Annotated in this window: 16 protein-coding genes and 1 pseudogene; 13 read left to right on the forward strand and 4 right to left on the reverse strand. The window is 69.9% G+C overall.

Annotation, left to right across the window (positions count from 1 at the left end; genetic code table 11):
- Nucleotides 1–295: 295 nt before the first annotated feature.
- From ACFY32_RS00895 to galE, 5 genes are read left to right on the forward strand one after another with little or no spacing between them, the layout of a single operon-like run.
- Nucleotides 296–1,411: a DegT/DnrJ/EryC1/StrS family aminotransferase gene (locus ACFY32_RS00895; protein ID WP_390673086.1), complete on the forward strand. Its 1,116-nt coding sequence runs from the start codon at nucleotides 296–298 to the stop codon at nucleotides 1,409–1,411.
- Complete coding sequence (locus tag ACFY32_RS00900) at nucleotides 1,408–2,460, forward strand: Gfo/Idh/MocA family protein (RefSeq protein WP_390673087.1); 1,053 nt, start codon at nucleotides 1,408–1,410, stop codon at nucleotides 2,458–2,460. The genes ACFY32_RS00895 and ACFY32_RS00900 overlap by 4 nt, the downstream gene beginning before the upstream one ends.
- On the forward strand, nucleotides 2,457–4,091 hold the full coding sequence (locus ACFY32_RS00905; protein WP_390673088.1) for a glycosyltransferase family 2 protein: 1,635 nt from the start codon (nucleotides 2,457–2,459) through the stop codon (nucleotides 4,089–4,091). The genes ACFY32_RS00900 and ACFY32_RS00905 overlap by 4 nt, the downstream gene beginning before the upstream one ends.
- Nucleotides 4,092–4,100: 9 nt before the next feature.
- Nucleotides 4,101–5,384, forward strand: coding sequence for a nucleotide sugar dehydrogenase (locus ACFY32_RS00910; protein ID WP_359191766.1), 1,284 nt, complete (start codon nucleotides 4,101–4,103; stop codon nucleotides 5,382–5,384).
- Nucleotides 5,385–5,403: 19 nt separating this feature from the next.
- The gene (galE, locus tag ACFY32_RS00915; protein ID WP_390673089.1) at nucleotides 5,404–6,372 is read left to right on the forward strand and encodes a UDP-glucose 4-epimerase GalE; all 969 of its coding nucleotides are present in this window, start codon (nucleotides 5,404–5,406) and stop codon (nucleotides 6,370–6,372) included.
- A 64-nt stretch (nucleotides 6,373–6,436) separates the two neighbouring features.
- Here the strand turns inward: galE and ACFY32_RS00920 are convergent, their stop codons facing one another.
- From ACFY32_RS00920 to ACFY32_RS00935, 4 genes are all read right to left on the reverse strand, one after another.
- On the reverse strand, nucleotides 6,437–8,584 hold the full coding sequence (locus ACFY32_RS00920) for a glycosyltransferase family 1 protein (protein WP_390673090.1): 2,148 nt from the start codon (nucleotides 8,582–8,584) through the stop codon (nucleotides 6,437–6,439).
- Nucleotides 8,581–9,825, reverse strand: coding sequence for a glycosyl transferase (locus ACFY32_RS00925; protein WP_390673229.1), 1,245 nt, complete (start codon nucleotides 9,823–9,825; stop codon nucleotides 8,581–8,583). The genes ACFY32_RS00920 and ACFY32_RS00925 overlap by 4 nt, the downstream gene beginning before the upstream one ends.
- Before the next feature lie 195 nt (nucleotides 9,826–10,020).
- Nucleotides 10,021–11,136 (reverse strand): non-hydrolyzing UDP-N-acetylglucosamine 2-epimerase, encoded by a 1,116-nt coding sequence (wecB, locus tag ACFY32_RS00930; RefSeq protein ID WP_390673091.1) that lies wholly within the window; start codon nucleotides 11,134–11,136, stop codon nucleotides 10,021–10,023.
- Nucleotides 11,137–11,207: 71 nt separating this feature from the next.
- Nucleotides 11,208–11,810, reverse strand: coding sequence for an acyltransferase (locus ACFY32_RS00935; protein ID WP_390673092.1), 603 nt, complete (start codon nucleotides 11,808–11,810; stop codon nucleotides 11,208–11,210).
- A 368-nt stretch (nucleotides 11,811–12,178) separates the two neighbouring features.
- On the opposite strand from ACFY32_RS00935, the gene ACFY32_RS00940 reads away from it, so the two are divergent.
- The 8 genes and pseudogenes from ACFY32_RS00940 to ACFY32_RS00975 all read left to right on the forward strand — a co-directional run bounded on the left by ACFY32_RS00940 (nucleotide 12,179) and on the right by ACFY32_RS00975 (nucleotide 19,820).
- Nucleotides 12,179–13,198, forward strand: a complete 1,020-nt coding sequence (locus ACFY32_RS00940) for a hypothetical protein (protein WP_390673093.1) — start codon at nucleotides 12,179–12,181, stop codon at nucleotides 13,196–13,198.
- Nucleotides 13,195–13,752 (forward strand): peptidase inhibitor family I36 protein, encoded by a 558-nt coding sequence (locus tag ACFY32_RS00945; RefSeq protein ID WP_390673094.1) that lies wholly within the window; start codon nucleotides 13,195–13,197, stop codon nucleotides 13,750–13,752. The genes ACFY32_RS00940 and ACFY32_RS00945 overlap by 4 nt, the downstream gene beginning before the upstream one ends.
- A 626-nt stretch (nucleotides 13,753–14,378) precedes the next feature.
- The gene (rplU, locus tag ACFY32_RS00950) at nucleotides 14,379–14,699 is read left to right on the forward strand and encodes a 50S ribosomal protein L21 (RefSeq protein ID WP_004931419.1); all 321 of its coding nucleotides are present in this window, start codon (nucleotides 14,379–14,381) and stop codon (nucleotides 14,697–14,699) included.
- A 14-nt stretch (nucleotides 14,700–14,713) separates the two neighbouring features.
- On the forward strand, nucleotides 14,714–14,968 hold the full coding sequence (gene rpmA / locus ACFY32_RS00955) for a 50S ribosomal protein L27 (RefSeq protein ID WP_003990207.1): 255 nt from the start codon (nucleotides 14,714–14,716) through the stop codon (nucleotides 14,966–14,968).
- 103 nt (nucleotides 14,969–15,071) lie between these two features.
- Complete coding sequence (obgE, locus tag ACFY32_RS00960) at nucleotides 15,072–16,508, forward strand: GTPase ObgE (RefSeq protein ID WP_390673095.1); 1,437 nt, start codon at nucleotides 15,072–15,074, stop codon at nucleotides 16,506–16,508.
- Between the two features lie 154 nt (nucleotides 16,509–16,662).
- Nucleotides 16,663–16,767, forward strand: a pseudogene (locus tag ACFY32_RS00965) (alkaline phosphatase D family protein); the annotation flags it as partial.
- 144 nt (nucleotides 16,768–16,911) lie between these two features.
- The gene (locus ACFY32_RS00970) at nucleotides 16,912–18,117 is read left to right on the forward strand and encodes a hypothetical protein (RefSeq protein ID WP_390673230.1); all 1,206 of its coding nucleotides are present in this window, start codon (nucleotides 16,912–16,914) and stop codon (nucleotides 18,115–18,117) included.
- Between the two features lie 206 nt (nucleotides 18,118–18,323).
- On the forward strand, nucleotides 18,324–19,820 hold the full coding sequence (locus tag ACFY32_RS00975; protein WP_359191755.1) for a bifunctional cytidylyltransferase/SDR family oxidoreductase: 1,497 nt from the start codon (nucleotides 18,324–18,326) through the stop codon (nucleotides 19,818–19,820).
- Nucleotides 19,821–19,999 lie beyond the last annotated feature (179 nt).

Here is a 19,999-nt window from a genome sequence, read left to right on the forward strand (position 1 = left end):
GCCCGTCGCGTTCGCCCACCGTCCGGTCACGCTGTGTGGCGCCTGTGACCGAGCGCACGTCCAGCAGTGCTTCCGCTGTGGCCTTCCCCAGGAAACGCTGTGGTCATGTGCTGATAACGTGACTGCGGTCTGTCTCGGCGATCTCTCGCCGCAGACCGCAGCCGATGACCGGGCCCGGTCCTTCGGGCCGGATGACGGCTGCCCTTCCACACGGCCACCCCTCGGGGCGGGGCCTCGTGTGCGTACGACTTTGCCCGGTGTGCCCTCGCGGCCGCCGACGAGGAGGGGGATGTCGATGACCGACACCCAGGAGTTGATACCCGCAGCCCGACCCGTGATCGGCGAGGAGGAGATCGAGGCCGCCGTGCGCGTGCTGCGCAGCGGCCGGGTCGTCCAAGGGCCCGAGGTCGCGGCGTTCGAGGAGGAGTTCGGCGAGCTGGTCGACGGCCGGCACTGCGTCGCGGTGAACTCCGGCACCTCCGCGCTGCACCTGGCCCTGCTCGGACTCGGCATCGGACCGGGCGACGAGGTCATCGTGCCCTCGTTCTCCTTCGCGGCCTCCGCCAACGCGGTCCGGCTGGTCGGCGCCGACGTGGTCTTCGCCGACATCGAGGCCGACAGCTTCTGCCTGGACCCGGCGGCCGTCGAGGCGGCCGTCACCCCGCGCACCGCCGCGATCATGCCGGTCCACCTGTACGGCCACCCGGCGGCGATGGACCGGATCACCGCCCTCGCCGAGCGGCACTCGCTCGCCGTCGTCGAGGACGCCTGCCAGGCGCACGCGGCGGCGCTGCACGGCACCCCGGTCGGCGCCTTCGGGACCGCCGGGACGTTCAGCTTCTACCCGACCAAGAACATGCACAGCCTCGAGGGCGGCATGGTCACCACCGCCGACGCCGGGCTCGCCCGCACCCTGCGCCTGCTGCGCAACCAGGGCATGGAGCAGCGGTACGCCAACGAGATCGTCGGCGCCAACCTGCGCATGACCGACGTGTCCGCGGCCATCGGCCGGGTGCAGCGCCGCAAGCTGCCCGAGTGGACCGAGCGGCGGATCGCCAACGCCGCGTACCTCACCGGGCACATCGACGCGCCCGGCGTCAGCACGCCGAAGGTCGCCGAGGGCGCCCGGCACGTGTACCACCAGTACACCGTGCGGGTGCGGGGCGACCGGGACGCCGCCATGGCCGCGCTGGCCGGGGCGGGGATCGGCAACGCCGTGTACTACCCGACGCCGATCCACCGGCTGAAGCCGTACTGGGAGCCGGACCAGAAGGCCGGACGCCACTGGGACCTGCCCGAGACCGAGCGGGCCGCCGCCGAGGTCGTGTCGCTGCCCGTCCACCCCGGGCTGTCCCCGGCGGACCTGGAGCGGATCGTGACCGCCGTGAACGGACTGGGGGAGAAGCTGTGAGCGCCCCGAGGACGCTGCGCGCGGGCCTGGTCGGCCTCGGCTCCATGGGCCGGCACCACGCCCGGGTGCTGTCCGGGCTGCCGGGCGTCGACTTCGTCGCCGTCGTCGACCCGATGGGCGACAAGTACGGCGCCGCCCAGGGCACGCCGATCGTCTCCACCGTCGAGGAACTGATCGACCTGGGCGTCGACTACGCGGTGGTCGCCTGCCCCACCGGCCTGCACGAGGAGGTCGGCCTCCAGCTCGCCGCCGCCGGCGTGTGCGCGCTGATCGAGAAGCCGGTCGCCGACACCGTCGGGGGCGCCCGCCGCCTCGTCGAGGCGTTCGAGTCCCGCGGCCTGGTCGCCGGCGTCGGCCACATCGAGCGGTGCAACCCGGCGCTGCGCTCGCTGCGCGCCCGCCTGGAGTCCGGTGAACTCGGCGACGTGTACCAGGTGGTGACGCGGCGTCAGGGGCCGTTCCCGCACCGCATCGCGGACGTCGGCGTGGTCAAGGACCTCGCCACCCACGACATCGACCTCACCGGCTGGGTGACCGGAAGCGAGTACGTCTCCATCGCCGCGCACACCGTCTCCAAGAGCGGCCGCGAGCACGAGGACATGGTCTCCGCGGTGGGCCGCCTCGACGACGGCACCATGGTCAACCACCTGGTCAACTGGCTGAGCCCGCTCAAGGAGCGGTTCACCTCGGTCACCGGCGAGCGCGGCTGCTTCATCGCCGACACGCTCACCGCCGATCTGACGTTCCACTCCAACTCCGCGGTGGCGACCGAGTGGGAGGCGCTCCAGGCGTTCCGCGGCGTCGCCGAGGGGGACATGATCCGCTACGCCATCCAGAAGCGCGAGCCGCTCCTGGTCGAGCACGAACTGTTCCGGGACGCCGTCCTGGGCCTGCCCGCCGACATCTGCACCCTGCGCCAGGGGATGCGGACCGTCGAGGTCGCCGCGGCGGTGCTGGAGTCGGCGCAGGAGAACCGCAGCGTTTCCCTTCGGTCGGAGGACCTGGCAAGCCATGGTGACGACCTCGTAGCGGTGGCGGCTCACGCGTGAACAATGCCCCGGACGTGAGTGTTGTCGTTGCTGTCTACAACACTATGCCCTATCTGACCGAGTGCCTGAACTCGCTGGTGGGGCAGAGCATCGGCCTGGACAGGCTGGAGGTCGTCGCGGTGGACGACGGCTCCACCGACGACAGCGGCCGTGAGCTGGACCGGTTCGCCGAGCGCTACCCGGGCACCGTCAAGGTCATCCACCAGGAGAACTCCGGCGGCCCGGCCGTCCCCAGCAACCGGGCGCTGGAGGCGGCCACCGGCCGGTACGTCTACTTCATCGGCTCCGACGACCACCTCGGCCCCGAGGCGCTGGAGCGGATGGTGGCCTGCGCCGACCAGTACGGGTCCGACGTCGTGATCGGCAAGATGGTCGGCACCAACGGCCGGTACGTCCACCAGGCGCTCTACCGGGAGAACGACCCGGACGTCACCCTCACCGGCTCCGCCCTGCCGTGGACGCTGGCCAACACCAAGCTGTTCCGGCGGGAACTGGTGGAGCGGCACAAGCTGCGCTTCCCCGAGCACCTGCCGGTCGGCAGCGACCAGCCGTTCACCATCGAGGCGTGCGTCCGCGCGAAGAAGATCTCGGTGGTCGCCGACTACACCTGCTACTACGCGGTCAAGCGCGGCGACGCCGGGAACATCACCTACCGGGCCGACCACCTCTCCCGGCTGCGCTGCACCGCCGAGATCATGGACTTCACGGCGGGACTGCTGCCGCCGGGCCCGGAGCGCGACGCGGTGCTGCGCCGGCACTTCACCTGGGAGCTGGCCAAGCTCGTCCAGGACGACTTCCCCCGCCTCGGCCGCGAGGTCCAGCGCGACATCTGCGCGGGCATCGCGCGGCTCGCCGACAGCTACTTCACCGACGGCATCCGCGACGCCATGGACGTCAAGCGGCGGGTGCGGATCTGCCTGGCCCGCGCGGGCGCCGTCGAGGAGCTGTGCGAGGCGATCACCGCCGAGCGGGCGCACGGCGCGCCCCCGTTCGTCGTCGAGGGCGACCGGGCCTACGCCCGCTACCCCGGTTTCCGCGACCCCCGGATCGGGCTGGCCGACCGCTGCTTCGAGCTGGTCGGGGAGGCGGTCCCGGGCCGGCTCGCCAAGGGCACCGAACTGCTCGCCTCCGCCTGGGAGCAGCACGGCGACGGCATCACCTACACGGCGTCCGTGCGGGTGCCCGTCCTCGGCGACCTGGACGGTGCCGTGCTGCGCCTGGTCAGGGGCGCCATGCCGAAGACGGCGGACAAGGCCGGCGCCAGGAGGCTCCCGGCGGACCACGACCTGCCGGCGCCGGCCGGGACCGTCACCGCCGAGCCGCTGCCCGACGCCACCGTGCTGCACGCCCGGGTCCCGCTGGAGCGGCGCACCGTCAAACTGGGCGTCCGGGTGTACCTGGACGTGGCCGGCGCGACGTACGAGATACCCGTGCGCGGCAAGGACCGGCCGATGCCGCTGGCCCGCCGGTGGGGCGGCGAGGGCGAGCCGTACCGGGCGGCGGCCCTGGTGAACGACAAGGGACGGGTGGTGGTCGCCACGGCCCCTCTCTTCCCGCCGAAGCAGACCCTGGGCTCCCGGCTCAGGGCCACTCTCGTCCGCGGTCCGCGAAGGACCAAGAGGAAGAAGTAGCGACCGTCCATGAACATCTGTGTAGTAGCGCTCGGCAAGATCGGGCTTCCGCTGGCCGTGCAGTTCGCCGCCAAGGGGCACCGGGTCATCGGCGCCGACGTCAACGAGAAGGTCGTCGAGCTGGTCAACGCCGGGACCGAGCCGTTCCCCGGTGAGCACGACCTGGACGTCAAGCTGAAGGCGGCGGTCGAGGGCGGGCTGCTCAGCGCCACCACGGACACGGCGGCGGCGGTCGCCGCGTCCGAGGCCGTGGTCGTGGTGGTCCCGCTGTTCACCGACGCCGAGGGCGTGCCGGACTTCGGCTGGATGGACGCCGCGACCAAGGAGATCGCCCGGGGCCTGAAGCCGGGCACGCTGGTCTCCTACGAGACGACCCTGCCGGTCGGCACCACCCGGACCCGCTGGGCGCCGATGCTGGCCGAGGGCTCGGGCCTGACCCCGGGGTCGGACTTCCACCTGGTGTTCTCGCCGGAGCGGGTGCTCACCGGCCGGGTCTTCGCCGACCTGCGCCGCTACCCCAAGCTGGTCGGCGGCATCGACGAGGCGTCCACGGCCCGCGGGGTGGCCTTCTACGAGGCGGTCCTGGACTTCGACGCCCGCGACGACCTGCCCCGGCCCAACGGCGTGTGGGACCTGGGCACCGCCGAGGCGTCCGAGCTGGCCAAGCTCGCCGAGACGACCTACCGGGACGTCAACATCGGCCTGGCCAACCAGTTCGCCCGGTTCGCCGACGCCAACGGCATCGACGTCAAGAAGGTCATCGAGGCCTGCAACTCGCAGCCCTACAGCCACATCCACCAGCCGGGCATCGCCGTCGGCGGCCACTGCATCCCGATCTACCCGCGGATGTACCTGTGGAACGACCCGGCCGCCACCGTGGTGCGCTCCGCCCGGGAGGCCAACGCCGCGATGCCCGAGTACGCCGTCGACCTGCTGGCCGCCGCGTACGGCGACCTGACCGGGGTGAACGTGCTGGTCCTCGGCGCCGCCTACCGGGGCGGGGTGAAGGAGACCGCGTTCTCCGGGGTCTTCCCGACCGTCGAGGCGCTGCGGGCGCGCGGGGCCGTCCCGTACGTCTCGGACCCGATGTACTCGGCCGAGGAGCTGACCGCGCTGGGCCTGACCCCGCACGCCGGGGAGAAGGTCACCGCCGCGATCCTCCAGGCCGACCACGCCGAGTACCGCGCGCTGACCCCCGCCGACCTGCCGGACGTCACCGTCCTGGTCGACGGGCGCCGCACCACCGACCCGGAGGCGTGGCAGGGCGTGCGCCGGGTCGTCATCGGCGGCTGAGAACGAGGAGAGAGTCCGCATGACATGGCTGATCACGGGCGGGGCCGGTTACGTCGGCTCACACGTGGTGCGGGCGATGACCGAGGCCGGTGAGCCCGTCGTCGTCCTCGACGACCTGAGCACCGGCCGCGCCGAGCGGCTTGTGGACGGGGTCGTGCTGGAGACCGGCACGGTCCTCGACCGCGAGGTGCTCGACCGGGTGCTGAGGAAGTACGCCGTCTCCGGTGTCGTTCACATCGCGGGCAAGAAGCGGGTGGCCGAGTCCGTCGAACGGCCGCTGTACTACTACCACGAGAACCTTGAGGGCCTGCGCGTCCTGCTCGGCGCTGCCGCCGAGGCGGGCGTCGGTCGCTTCCTGTTCTCCTCGTCCGCCGCCGTGTACGGAATGCCCGACGTCGACCTCGTCACCGAGAAGACGCCGTGCGCGCCCGTCAATCCGTACGGGGAGACCAAGCTGGCCGGTGAATGGCTGGTGGCCGCGGCCGGTGCTCGGTACGGGATGGCGACGGCCGCGCTGCGCTACTTCAACGTCGCGGGCGCCGCCACCCCCGAACTGGGTGACGACGGCGTCTTCAACCTCGTCCCCATGGTCCTCGAGCGGCTCGACGCTGGTGAGGCACCGCTGGTCTTCGGCGATGACTACCCGACTCCTGACGGCACCTGCGTCCGCGACTACATCCACGTCGAGGACATCGCCACCGCTCATGTCGCAGCCGCGCGGCGGCTCGCCGCCGATCCGTCGGCACGGCTGGTCCTCAACATCGGGCGCGGCGAGGGTGTCTCGGTCGCGGAGATGATCGGTGTCATCCAGGACGTCACCGGCCTCACCGGCGAACCGCCGCGGGTGCTCGCGCGCCGACCGGGCGATCCGGCGCGGGTGGTGTCCTCCGGCGATCTGATCCGAGCGGAGCTGGACTGGAGCGCGCGGTGGGACGTGCGGGAGATGGTGGAGTCGGCGTGGGCGGGGTGGCGGCTGCGGCACCCGTAACGTCGTCCGAGTGAGCGCGAGGGCCCCGGAGCGTGTCCGGGGCCCTCGTGCTTCTCCTCGGCTCTCAGCCGCGTTCAGGCTCCAGGAACAGCCTCTCGAACGACTTCCGCACCACGGGCCAGTCCCACACTTTCAGCGCATGTTCCCTGGCCCGCTCACCGGCCGCCCGCCACGTCTCCTCGGTGGCCGTGATCTTCAGGATGCGCTCGGCCGCATCGGCCGGAGAGTCGACGACCCAGCCCTGCGGGTAGAGCGTACGGGCGCTGTTGGGCTTGCCCGCGTAGAACGGCCAGTCACGCGCGACGGGAACGGCACCGCTGGCAGCGCCCTCCATCAGGCCGACGTGGCAACCCTCGCGTACCGATGAGCTGAGGATGACACCGATCTCGGTCAGCTTCGACGGAACATCGTCCGTAGGCCCCGACCGGACCGCCGCGCCCGACTCCTCCAGCGGGGCCAGCAACCGGTCCAGCTCACGCCGGTACTCGCGGGTGGCCTGGCTGGCCTTGGGATCCATGTCACCACCGACCATGATCAGCCGGTAGCGCTCGTCGTGCCTGCGAACCCGCTCCAGAACGTCCACGGCCCACTTGGGGTCCTTCGCGACCTGTCCGATGCCGACCAGGCCCAGGTTGAAGCGAGCCTCGGCCGGCTTGGGCCGGTCGAAGCCGGTCAGGTTCATGGCGTTGTCCAGGACGTGGAACCGGGGAGCCTGTTCACCGCGGAGCACCGGCACGAGCGAGGTGGTGAGGTCCTTCACGTGGGGTGCGACGAAGACCAGGTCGTCGACCCGGGAGAAGTCCGTGATGTGCGGCCAGCGGGTGAACGCCTCATAGCTGTGCAGACGTACGACGATCCGGGTATCGCCCGGGTCGATCGTGGTGAGCATCCCCGCCGGGCCGGCTGCCCACTCCAGGAATACCGTGTCCGCCCAGTCGAGGTACGGGCGCATCAGGCGCTCCGCCTCTTCCTGGTAGCTGCTCGTGCCGTCCGCCAGACGGTCCTCGATCATCCGCGTACCGGCCCAGGAGATCCGCTTGAGGTGCTTGTTGGCGGCAAGGTCCAGGTAGCGCAGCTCGACGCCCGGATGGTCGCCGAAGTGCTGCCGGATGAGGTGCAGGAAGTTGTCGTTGGCGCTCGTCGTCAGCAGCAGCCGCAGCGGGCGGTCGACGGGTACGGGCGCCGGCGGCCGCTGACGGCCACGGGGGCGGGTGAGCGCGCGGAACGCGGCGGACCGGCGCAACGGGGCGACGAACCCGTCGGCGTCCTCGGCCAGCGGGGACGACAACTGGTCGATGTGCAGTACCCGATGGAAGTGCAGGGACAGCGCGCGGAGCAGCGTCTCGGCGGCTTCGGAGGTGTTGCCCCGCGCGAACTCCCCGTCCGCGTGCGTGAGATGGGCGCCGACCACTGTTCCCAGGTCACGGGGGCTGACGCCGTTGCGGATCTCTTGCATGGCGCTCTCGTAGTAGAGCTCCGCCCGCACCTTCGGGTCCGTGACCTTGGCGGCGGCGTCCGCGAGGGTCAGCGCTGCGCCGCTGGTGCGGCCCGCCCATCGCATACCCTCGGCGACGTACCGCGAGGTCGCGGCACGCACCTTGACGGGTACTCCGGGCGCGGCCACGGCGGAGCGCCACAGCCGGGCGCCGACGCCGGACCGCATCACGGTCTGCGTAGTGGCCGACCGCACCAGGTGGGCCGGCAGGTTGTCGACGCTGCGGCGCACATCACGGGCGACCACGTGCAGCGGTGGCAGGACCGAGGACCGGGCCGCGGTGCCGCCCTTCTCCACCAGTTCCTCGACGGCCTTCAGAGCGGGCGCCAGCCCGAATCTGGTGGCGGCACCGCGGTTGTACTGGGCCAGTCGCCATACCGTGTACACGGCGGCGGCGTCCAACGCGACGAGCACGTCCGCCTTGCGGGCCCGAGCACGCAGCCACGAGTCGCGGCCGCTGCGCATCCACATGCGCAGCCCGCGCGGGGACTGGCCGGCCCGGCGGCGCAGGGCTTGGCTGCGGTGCTTGAGGTTGCGGGCCAACTGGTGTGTCTCGGTCAGCGGTATCCGGGCGAGTTCTCCGGCGGTGCTCTCGGCCTCCAGATGGAAGGAACCCGCCAAGCGGACCTGGGCCCCCAGCGCCTCGAATTCCCGCACCGCGTCGGCCAGAACCCCGAACTGAGGCCGGTCGGCGGCAATGAGCAGGACGTCGGTCACGGAGCGACCTCCTCGACGAGGTTCTTGACGGCGACGGACATCAACGCCTCACGGGTGAACCGATCGGCGTGCGCCATCGCCTCGGCGTGCTGGGCGTCGGTGGTCTCGACGGCCATGTGGGCGGCCCTGATGAACGAGTCGGCCAGCCCTTCCTCATCGAGGCCGGGCGCGCCCGTCCACAGCGGATGACCCCGCAACACGTTGGAGGCGTCATGCTCGACGGCGTGCGCCGACACGATCGGCAGACCCGTCGCCATGTACTCGTAAACCTTGCCGGAGGTGACGTACCGGCCGCCGATGAGGATCAGCACCATGGCGTCCCAGCCGGCATAGATCGAAGACACCTCGGACTTCGCCGCCGGTCCTCCGTAGAAGACCCCGTCGGCCTCGGCCTGCTTGAGAACCTCGGCATGTCGGTTGGCTCCGCGGCTGGCGCCGGCACCGAGGTGGCCGCGGAACTCAAAGCGTGCGTTCGCCAGCAGTGGCTCCTTCGCCCGAGCCGCCCGCCAGGCGTTCAGCACCGTTTCCAGGTGTGCCAGGCTGAAGTTGACCGTGCCGAGGTATCCGAAGACCAGACCGGACTCGTGGTCCGCCCGGTGTGTTCGGCCCGGCGAACTGTCGGCGTCGTAGCCGTTGCGTACGACGTGGACGCGGTCGGCGAACTCCGGGTAGCGGGTGCGGTAATGCTCGGCGATCGGGTCGTTGACCACCCACAGGGACACCGCGTGATCGAGGATCTTCTGCTCCCAGCGGCCCTCCTCGGAGGTGCGGGAGAACGCCTCGACGCCCTCGATGACGTCGATGGACCAGCCGTCGCGGAAATCCACCGCGTACGGCACCCGGGCCTCTTCCCAGAGCTTCCAGGCCGCCGCTAGGTTCACGTACGGCACGCAACTGGCGAGCAGCAGGTCCGCCGGCCGCTCCCGGTGAATACGGAGAACGGCTTGTTCCAGGTCGCCGCGCCACTCACCGAAATTGGGCTCCGGGAAGGTCTCCCGCTGGCGGCGGCGGAGTTGGGCGACCCAGCCGTCCGGGTCGAGTGCGCGTGCCTCGTCGTAGAGACGGATGTCCGTTTCCAGATCCTCGCGCGACAGCGGCAGTTCGACGATGTTCACGCGGGGGTCGACCTGCTCCAGCAAGGAGAGATCGATGCCGGAATCGAGATCCCAGGACTTTCGGGCGATGTTCACGACCGTGATGTCCCAGCCGGCCTTCACGAACTGGTTGGCGGTCTCGCGCATCCGGTACGTGGAGCTCTTGGCCGCCGGAGGGAAGCCGATCGCGAGGTAGATGACGTGCGGCCGTCTACCTTCCGTAGACGGATCGGGCAGGGGAGACGATGGCATGGCTGATGACGCTAGCACGCTGACGTGCGCGGACCCGGGTCGCCTGTGGCCCTCCGTGAGGAAGGCAGGGGCTCGCTGTCCGGCGGTGTGTCAGGCGGACCGGCTGCCCTCCCTCCCTTCCTCCACGAGCTCCTCCATGAGCCGGACGACGTTCCGTGCGGCCTGGCCGTCGCCGTAGGGAGTGCCGGGATCACCGACCGGTGCCGGCCGGGTGACCGTTTCGGTCCACTCGGTCGGCGTCAGCGTGTGCGGGTCGGGAACGAGGATGTTCCAGCCGGTGCGGACGGTTTCCACCCACTCCGTCTCGGGGCGGACGGTGGTGCAGACGCGCTCCAGCAGGAACGCCTCCTTCTGCAGTCCGCCCGAGTCGGTGACCACGCCGATCGAGGCCAGTACGGCGGCGACCAGACTCGCGTAGGGGAGCGGGCGGCCGACGCGTATGTTGCCCTGGGCCAGCTTGATGCCGTGCTCCTCGGCGCGGGCGACCAGGCGGGGGTGCGCGGCCAGCGCCACCGGGACGGGCAGTCTGGCGAGCGAGCCGATGATCGCGGCGAGCCGCTCCGGGTCGTCGGTGTTGTCCGGGCGGTGCAGGGTCGCCAGCAGGAACGGCTCCGCGGGATCGATGCCCTCGGGCAGTTCCGGCGCCGGGAAGGCGCCGGACCGCACCTGGTCGCGGATGCGCAGGCAGATGTCGACCATCACGTCGCCGACCAGCCGGGTACGGTGGGCGAGTCCCTCGCTGGCGAGGTGGCGCACGGCCTCCTCGGTGGGTGCCAGCAGCAGGTCGGCGCAGTGGTCGGTGAGGACGCGGTTGTGCTCTTCCGGCATCCGCCGGTTGAAAGAGCGCAGCCCGGCCTCCAGGTGCGCGACCTTCAGGTGCATCTTCACGGCGGACAGCGCGCCGGCGACCGTGGAGTTGGTGTCGCCGTACACGAGGACCCAGTCGGGTCGCGCCTGCTCCAGCACCGGGTCCAGCGCGGACAGCACGGCACCGGTCTGCACGCCGTGACTGCCGGAGCCGACGCCGAGGTGGACATCCGGGTCGGGAATGCCGAGGCCGGAGAAGAAGACGTCGGAGAGGTCGGCGTCATAGTGCTGACCGGTGTGCACGATCTGGTGCTCGTGCTCGGTCCGCGCGAAGGCCGCCGCGATGGGGGCGAGCTTCACCAGTTGGGGACGGGCCCCGACGATGCTGATGACTTTCACTGCACACTCTTCTGTTCGCTGCTTCGGCGGTGCTTCGTTCGTCGCCTGAGGGGGAGGGGGATGCGTGACGGTCACGTGGAGCGCTCAACGAGCGCCCCGTCTCTCTCCTCGTAAAGCCGCCCACTCTGCGGGCACTCCCACACTCCCGGCTCGCCGTCGCGTTCGGTCAGGCGAACACCGGCTCGACCCACCCAGCCGATCTGCCGTGCTGGTACACCCGCCACCAAGGCGAAGTCGGGGACGTCCTTCGTCACCACCGCGCCCGCGGCGACCATCGCCCAGCGGCCGATCGTGACCGGGGCCACGCACACCGAACGGGCGCCGACCGAGGCTCCGTCGGCGATCTTCACCGCGACGGGTTCCCAGTCGCCGCCGCGCTTCTGGTTGCCCTCCGGGTCCACCGAACGCGGGTTGTGATCGTTGGTGAGGACCACGGCCGGGCCGATGAAGACGCCGTCGCCCAGCTCGGCGGGCTCGTAGACCAGCGCGTAGTTCTGCAGCTTGCAGTTGTCGCCCATGCGCACGGCCGGACCCACGTACGCCCCCCGGCCGATCACACAATTCTCGCCCAGCCGCGCACCCTCTCGGATCTGGGCGAGATCCCACACACTGCTGCCGTCGCCTACCTCGGCGCTCTCGTCGACCTGGGCGGTGGGCTGGATCCTATAGTTCACCTGTTCGACCCTCCGGCATCTGCTACGTGTGCAGTGAGCATACGGGTCCAGGAACGAGCGTTCGTTCCCTGTGGTCGGCAGCGCGGGCGGGACCCGCGGCAGTCTGCGCGTGTGATCGATCAAGACAGTGTTCGCTCGCCCGGATGTCGGCGTTGTGGCAGAGGTGCCTGCGGCTGACACCGTCAGGGTGGGAATGCGGGACCGCTTCCGTCAGTCGAGAACAGGCCATGTCTGGACTCCGTGCGAGGTGGAGGCGTGGCCTTCCGTCCACTGGACCGATATACAGCGGTTGTCCATGAACACATCCCGAACAGTTGCGGGGGACCATGCGCGTGAGCGTCGGGAGGGCTGCCGTCACTTTCGTCACCATGATCGCGACGGTGACGGCGATGGCTCCGGCGTCGGCAGTCACCGTGGCCGATGACGGCGGTAAGTCCCGCACCACTCTGGTCGACGACGTGGACATACCCGCCGGGCTCACCACCCGGGTCCTCGCCCGGACGGTTCACCTCGCCGCAGGGGAATCGCGTCATGTACGCGGTCGCATCGACACCACCAGCAGCATGACCCAGATCGCCGGGCTGACACTCACTGTGCGTTGTGTCGATGCGGCCGGCGGACAGGTCGGTTTCACCGGGGCTACCGCACGCAATCACGAGGGGTCGGACGCCGCGTCGTATGCCGACCCTGGTCACCTTCCGCTCTACGCCGACCTCCTGTTCACCGCACCGTCGGCGGGAACGTACACCTGCGGGGTCCACGCATGGACGGCGTCCAGCGCGAGTTCCACCTACCACTTGACGGCGACCGCGGATAACACCTGGATGGAGATCAGCAACACCGACCAGCGCGGGGCTCGGTGGTGGGCGAACCCGACGTGCAGCAGTGACGGTACTTCGCCGACGTGCAGCTATGTCGGCCCCTGGACCTCCACGCCGGCCTGGGTCTTCTATACGGACGGAACGCCGGTGTACAAGTGGGCTGCCGCAGCCGACGCCACCGCCGTCGAAGCCCTGGCGAATGTCACGTTGACCACTTGCTACCGGAACACGGCATCCTGCCAGAGCAGCAGTGTCGTACCCCACGAACAGCCACGCGGCACCAACTCCGTGGTCGACACCCGTTTCGAAGTCATACAGCTCGACACGACAGCTCACACCTGCAAGGTCCACAGCACGCCGACAACGCGCCGCACCATTCGCGACGACGCCCATCACTACGCGACGTACTTCTCTCTCGCAGGCCTGCCGATCGACCCGGCGTGCGGCACGCGTCAATTCATCATGCGCGTCTACGTCAAGCATGTTTCGGGTAATCCTGTCAAAATCGATGGCCTTCAAGGGGCAACGCAACTGACGCACGGGATAGCGATGAACTTGACCTCATGAACTCGATCACGATTCATGCCGTGGTGCTTCGATTCCGACTCGAAGCGGAAGGCAGGTTCCCTCTTCTGTATTTTGTCTTCCCGTCCCCCTTCCTGTTGCCTTATGGTCATTGGGTATCAGTCGTGAATTCTTTCGACCAAGTAGGAGGAGTAATGAACTTCAGGCGGAAGGCTGCGACGGTCATTTCGGCATTGGCCGTCATGGGTGGTGGCATGCTTGTGACGGCAGGGCCGGCGCAGGCCGATGGCCCTTGTTCTTCTGGCGCCCTCTGTGTTTACGACCAGGACAACTTCAAGGGAGACAGGATCCTGACGCGAAGCACGAACACGTGCTTCAATGTCGGGGACACCTCATCGGCCTTCGCTGAAATTAACTCCTATGACAGCAACCTGTCGGTGAACGGGTATGTCTGGGACTATATAGGGAACGGCTACTATGAACTGAGGCGTACGCTGGTCGCGGGTGGCTTCAGTAGCAACGTAGGGTTTGACGGGCTTGGTTCGCCGGCAGATTGGATCTGCTTGGGGGGAGCGGACCTCAACGACTTCATCTGATCCTGTCGCTTGATCCTGGGGCGCGCCGATCGCCTAATCGTGGCGGCGCGCTCCAGGGGTGTTTGTTAATACTCTACCGAGCGGACCGGTCCCCCTTGTCCGTCGAATTCCAGCGCTAATATGCTGCGTAGCAGACGAGTCGCAGGACCGTCCGCCTCGGCCAGCCCCGTGGGCTGCTCTTCACGCGCTTCGAAGTCAGCTCGATCCGGCATTTGCGGTACGCGGCGCTGAGGATCGCGTCGATGTTCACCGCATCGGGGAAATGAGGGACCCAGCGTCTGTGCGGGGCGAGCCGGGCGACGAAGTCATATGTCCGACCCGGCGCTCCCCCTGCCTGAACGGGCCGCAACGGGCGGACCCGGCGGGTCGTGAACGGCGAATTCGCGAGGGTCGATGCCCGCCCTGAGGCGGCCGGGGTGCGCGGCTCACGTCAAGCCGACCATGGCCCGGTTTGACCCCCGTACGCGGTCCCCGTAACCTTGACCGTCGGCGTGTCCATCGGCACGCCACATCCCCGTAAACCTTCTTCCTTCCGGGTGCCCCGGTGTCCGGGAGAGGCCGTCCGTGTCCGTCGCCGGGCGGCTGGCCTGCGGGGGTGCCGTTCTCCGAGCGAAAGAGAGATCCGCGTGTACGCCATCGTGCGCAGCGGTGGCCGCCAGCACAAGGTTGCTGTCGGTGACATCGTTGAGGTTGACAAGATTTCCACCGCCAAGGTTGGCGACACGGTCGAGCTCTCGACCCTGCTCGTTGTCGACGGCGACGCTGTGACCAGCGACCCGTGGGTGCTGGCCGGCATCAAGGTCCAGGCCGAGGTCGTGGACCACCACAAGGGCCAGAAGATCGACATTCTGCGCTACAAGAACAAGACCGGCTACCGCCGTCGTCAGGGCCACCGCCAGCAGTACACGGCGATCAAGGTCACTGAGATCCCCGCGGCTGCGAAGTAAGGGACTGAGGAGAGATGGCACACAAGAAGGGCGCATCGTCCACCCGGAACGGTCGTGACTCCAACGCTCAGCGCCTCGGCGTGAAGCGCTTCGGCGGTCAGGTCGTCAACGCGGGCGAGATCCTGGTCCGCCAGCGCGGCACCCACTTCCACCCGGGCGCCGGTGTCGGCCGCGGCGGCGACGACACGCTGTTCGCCCTGGAGGCCGGTTCGGTGCAGTTCGGCACCCACCGTGGCCGCAAGGTCGTGAACATCGTCCCGGTCGCCTGACCGGACACTTTCGCGAGGCGGACCTCACTTCCCCCCGGGGAAGCGGGTCCGCCTTTCGCGTGTTACATCAGGAAACACCCGTACGTAACTGGAGGCACATCCCATGACCACCTTCGTGGACCGCGTCGAGCTGCATGTCGCCGCGGGTAACGGAGGCCACGGCTGTGCCTCCGTGCACCGGGAGAAGTTCAAGCCGCTCGGCGGCCCCGACGGCGGCAACGGCGGGCGGGGCGGCGACGTCATCCTCACCGTCGACCAGTCCGTGACCACGCTCCTGGACTACCACCACTCCCCGCACCGCAAGGCCACCAACGGCAAGCCCGGCGAGGGCGGCAACCGCTCCGGCAAGGACGGGCAGGACCTGGTCCTGCCGGTGCCGGACGGCACGGTCGTCCTGGACAAGGCGGGCAACGTCCTGGCCGACCTGGTCGGCCACGGCACCTCCTACGTCGCCGCGCAGGGCGGCCGGGGCGGGCTCGGCAACGCGGCGCTGGCCTCGGCCCGGCGCAAGGCCCCCGGCTTCGCGCTGCTCGGCGAGCCCGGTGACCTCCAGGACGTCGTACTGGAGCTGAAGACGGTCGCCGACGTGGCGCTGGTCGGCTACCCGAGCGCGGGCAAGTCCTCGCTGATCTCGGTGCTCTCCGCGGCCAAGCCGAAGATCGCCGACTACCCGTTCACCACGCTGGTGCCGAACCTGGGCGTCGTCACCGCCGGGTCGACCGTCTACACCATCGCCGACGTGCCCGGCCTCATCCCGGGCGCCAGCCAGGGCCGCGGCCTGGGCCTGGAGTTCCTGCGGCACGTGGAGCGGTGCAGCGTGCTGGTGCACGTGCTGGACACCGCCACCCTGGAGTCCGACCGCGACCCCGTCTCCGACCTCGACATCATCGAGGAGGAGCTGCGGCAGTACGGCGGGCTCGGCGACCGGCCGCGCATCGTCGTCCTGAACAAGATCGACGTCCCGGACGGCAAGGACCTCGCCGAGATGGTGCGGCCCGACCTGGAGGCGCGCGGCTACCGCGTCTTCGAGGCGTCGGCCTTGGCGCACATGGGACTGCGCGAGCTGTCGTTCGCCCTCGCCGAGCTGGTGGCGCAGTCGCGTGCCGCCAAGCCCAGGGAAGAGGCCACCCGGATCGTGATCCGGCCCAAGGCCGTGGACGACGCGGGCTTCACCGTGGTCCGCGAGGAGGACGGGCTGTTCCGGGTGCGCGGCGAGAAGCCCGAGCGCTGGGTGCGGCAGACCGACTTCAACAACGACGAGGCCGTGGGCTACCTCGCCGACCGCCTCGGCCGCCTCGGTGTCGAGGAGCAGTTGATGAAGGCCGGGGCCCGCGCGGGCGACGGCGTGGCCATCGGCCCCGAGGACAACGCGGTCGTCTTCGACTGGGAGCCGTCGATGATGGCCGGCGCCGAGATGCTCGGCCGGCGCGGCGAGGACCACCGCTTCGAGGCGCCGCGGCCCGCCGCCCAGCGCCGCCGGGACAAGCAGGCCGAACGCGACGAGTCGGACCAGGAGTTCGAGGGCTTCGAGCCCTTCTAGGGGCCTGTCGGACCGTGCGCGCGGTGCGCCCGTTGGTCCGCTGAACACCCGAGGGACCCGTCGGGGCAGGGGCTCGTTCCCCTGCCGTGGCGGGTTTCCCGCTGTCCGTCGTCTTGCCATGCGCTCGCCTTGCCCGGTCCGGCGGGCGGTCCCCGCCGCGATGCACGCGGGCGCCCCCTTCGTCCTCACCTTCGACGACCACGAGGTCACCAACGACTACGCCGGCGACGTCCCCCAGGACCCGCCCCAGGCCGCCTTCCGCAAGGAGCGGGACCCGCGCCGGGCCGACAACCCGCACCGGAAGCCTGGTCCGACCCCGCCGGGCCGCGAGGGGCCGGGACTCATCACCGTCCCAGCCCCTTCTCAGCACTTCCTCAGGCAGATCTCCTACCGTCCCTTGACCATGGACACGGACTGTACGAGAGACGACACCCCGGTGAACGAGGCGATCCCACCGCTGCCCGCGATCCCACCGCTGCCCGCCGGCACCCGCCTGCTGCACATCGGCCCGCACAAGACCGGGACCACCGCCGTCCAGGGCGCCCTGTTCGCCGCGAAGGACGCCATGCGGGCGCACGGCGTGGAGTTCCCCGCGCACACCCGGCACCCCATGGAGGCCGCCCTCGCCGCCTGCGCCCGGCCCGCCATGATGGGCGACCCCGCGCCGACCGGCCGGCACTGGACCCGGCTGCTGGACCAGGTCCGCGCCACCGGCCGGCGCACCTCCGTGATCAGCAGCGAGTTCTTCGCCGACGCCGACGACGACGCGACCGTCGCCCGGATCGTGGAGCAGCTCGGCGGCGACCGCGTGCACGTCCTGGTGACCCTGCGCCCGCTGGCCAGGATCATGCCCTCGCAGTGGCAGCAATACGTGCAGAACGGGCTGCGCATGGGCTACGGGAACTGGCTGGAGCACATGCTCAGGAAGCCGCCGTACGACAGGCCGACCCCCAGCTTCTGGCGCCGGCACCGGCACGACCGGCTGGTGGAGCGGTGGGTCCGGGCGGTGGGACCCGGGCGGGTCACCGTCGTCGTGGTCGACGACCGGGACCGGGACGGACTGCTGCGCACCTTCGAGGCACTGCTCGGACTGCCCCGCGATCTGCTGCGGGCCGTTCCGGACGCGGCGAATCGGTCCCTCACCCTGGCCGAGACCGAAATGCTGCGGATTCTCAACAAGGAATTCCGCGCACACGGCCTGCCCGAGGAACTGTATTCCCGGCTCGTCCGCAATGGCGCCGTCATGCACATGAAGAACACCTGCGCTCCCGCGCCGTGCGACGCCCGGATCACCACGCCCGCGTGGGCCGCCGAGGCCGCCGCCGCGATCGGCGCCGAGGCCGCCGCCGGGATCGCCGCCCTCGGCGTGCGCGTGCTCGGCGACCCGGCGCTGCTCTCCGCCGTGCCCGAGCGGACACCGCCGGCCGCCGAACCGCGGATCGCTCCCGAGACGGCCGCCCAGGCGCTGTACGGGACGCTCGCCGCCGCGGCCTCGGCGCCCGTGCGGCACAGCGCTCCGGCCAAGGCGCGCACCGTCCACCAGACCCCGTCGAAGGACCTGGTGAAGGTGCTCGGCCACCGCTGCCTGCGGAAACTGCGGCGGCGCTGACCCGACAACTGCCCTCATCTGTGGACTTGCTCACAGGAATTCCCCGGCCGTACGGGAACCGTTCCCGGACCCGCCCCGGGTCACCAGGAGCGCAAGGTGAATGGCAGGTTGCGCGCACAAATGCGGTGGAGGTCGCTCACCTTGCACTGCGGTAACCACAAGTGGGACCATTTCCAGGTTCCCTGACGCCCCAAGGTAGGTCACCTGTGTCCCAGCACATAGCCAAGCCCCGTACCACCGCAGTGATCCTGGCCGGTGGCACCGGCCAGCGGGTGGGTCTGTCGATCCCCAAGCAGTTGCTGAAGATCGCCGGCAAGGCAGTCATCGAGCACACCCTGACCACCTTCCAGAACGCCGACTCCATCGACGACGTCATCGTGCTGATGGCGCCGGGCTACGTCCCCGACATCGAGAAGATCGTCGCCAAGGCCGGCCTGACGAAGGTCAAGAAGGTCATCGAGGGCGGCGCCACGCGGAACGAGACCACCGAGCGCGCCATCGCCGCCCTGCGCGAGGGCCTGGCCGAGGGCGAGGACCTCAACGTCCTCTTCCACGACGCCGTACGCCCCCTGCTCTCGCAGCGCGTGATCGACGACTGCGTGGCCGCGCTGGAGCGCTACGAGGCCGTGGACGTGGCCATCCCGTCCGCGGACACCATCATCGTGACCCGCACCCACGGCCAGGACGGCGAGTTCATCACCGAGATCCCGGACCGCTCCCGGCTGCGCCGCGGCCAGACGCCCCAGGCGTTCAAGCTGTCCACGATCCGCCGCGCCTACCAGGTCGCGGCCGGCGACCCCAACTTCCAGGCCACCGACGACTGCTCGGTCGTGCTGAAGTACCTGCCCGACGTGCCGATCCACGTCGTCGCGGGCGACGAGTACAACATGAAGGTCACCCAGCCCGTCGACGTGTTCATCGCCGACAAGCTGTTCCAGTTGGCCTCCTCCGCCGCGCCCGAGCAGAAGGGCGAGGAGACCTACCGCGAACTGCTCACCGGCAAGACCCTGGTCGTCTTCGGCGGCTCCTACGGCATCGGCAAGGACATCGCCGAACTCGCCGAGTCCTACGGCGCCACCGTCTACGCGCTGGGCCGCTCCACCACCGGCACCCACGTGGAGAACCCGGAGGAGGTCGACGACGCCCTGTCCAAGGCGTACGCCGAGACCGGGCGCATCGACTACGTCGTCAACACCGCGGGCGTGCTGCGCATCGGCAAGCTCGCCGAGACCGACAACGCCACCATCGAGGAGGCGCTGAAGGTCAACTACCTGGCGCCGGTGCAGATCGCCCGCTCCTCGTACAAGTACCTCGCCGAGACCGGCGGCCAGTTGCTGCTCTACACCTCCAGCAGCTACACCCGGGGCCGCGCCGAGTACTCCCTGTACTCCTCCACCAAGGCCGCGATGGTCAATCTCACGCAGGCCCTGTCCGACGAGTGGGCCGGCGACGGCGTCCGCGTCAACTGCATCAACCCCGAGCGCACCGCGACCCCGATGCGCACCAAGGCGTTCGGCCAGGAGCCCGCGGGCAGCCTGCTCTCCTCCGAGGCGGTGGCGCACACCTCGCTGGACGTGCTGCTCTCCGAGCTGACCGGCCATGTCATCGACGTCCGCCAGCAGGACCCGACGGCGGGCGCGGCCCGCGCCACCGGATTCGACCAGGCACTGGCCTCGGTGCTGGCCCGTCAGGACGGCGTGTAATAATCGCGGTAATAAATCTTCGGATATTCAGGCCTCTGCGTTTGCTCATTCCCCGGGCGTTCGCAGGGGCCTGAATCCGTACCTTCACCTATCGCTCACAAACCCAGCAGGGCAGCAGCACAACATCGGAACACCCCCTTCAACGAGCAGGTTCTCCGTGATATCCACCGCTATTCGCG

The sequence above is a fragment of the Streptomyces sp. NPDC000134 genome, assembly GCF_042899225.1.
GTDB lineage: Bacteria > Actinomycetota > Actinomycetes > Streptomycetales > Streptomycetaceae > Streptomyces.

Bases quoted from the DNA above. Each gene is read 5' to 3' on its own strand.
- ACFY32_RS00925 (WP_390673229.1), bottom strand. From the start codon at position 9,825: ATGCGCGAGACCGCCAACCAGTTCGTGAAGGCCGGCTGGGACATCACG.
- rpmA (WP_003990207.1), top strand. From the start codon at position 14,714: ATGGCACACAAGAAGGGCGCATCGTCCACCCGGAACGGTCGTGACTCC.
- ACFY32_RS00945 (WP_390673094.1), top strand. From the start codon at position 13,195: ATGAACTCGATCACGATTCATGCCGTGGTGCTTCGATTCCGACTCGAA.
- ACFY32_RS00910 (WP_359191766.1), top strand. From the start codon at position 4,101: ATGAACATCTGTGTAGTAGCGCTCGGCAAGATCGGGCTTCCGCTGGCC.
- ACFY32_RS00895 (WP_390673086.1), top strand. From the start codon at position 296: ATGACCGACACCCAGGAGTTGATACCCGCAGCCCGACCCGTGATCGGC.
- ACFY32_RS00940 (WP_390673093.1), top strand. From the start codon at position 12,179: ATGATCGCGACGGTGACGGCGATGGCTCCGGCGTCGGCAGTCACCGTG.
- ACFY32_RS00970 (WP_390673230.1), top strand. From the start codon at position 16,912: ATGGACACGGACTGTACGAGAGACGACACCCCGGTGAACGAGGCGATC.
- obgE (WP_390673095.1), top strand. From the start codon at position 15,072: ATGACCACCTTCGTGGACCGCGTCGAGCTGCATGTCGCCGCGGGTAAC.
- galE (WP_390673089.1), top strand. From the start codon at position 5,404: ATGACATGGCTGATCACGGGCGGGGCCGGTTACGTCGGCTCACACGTG.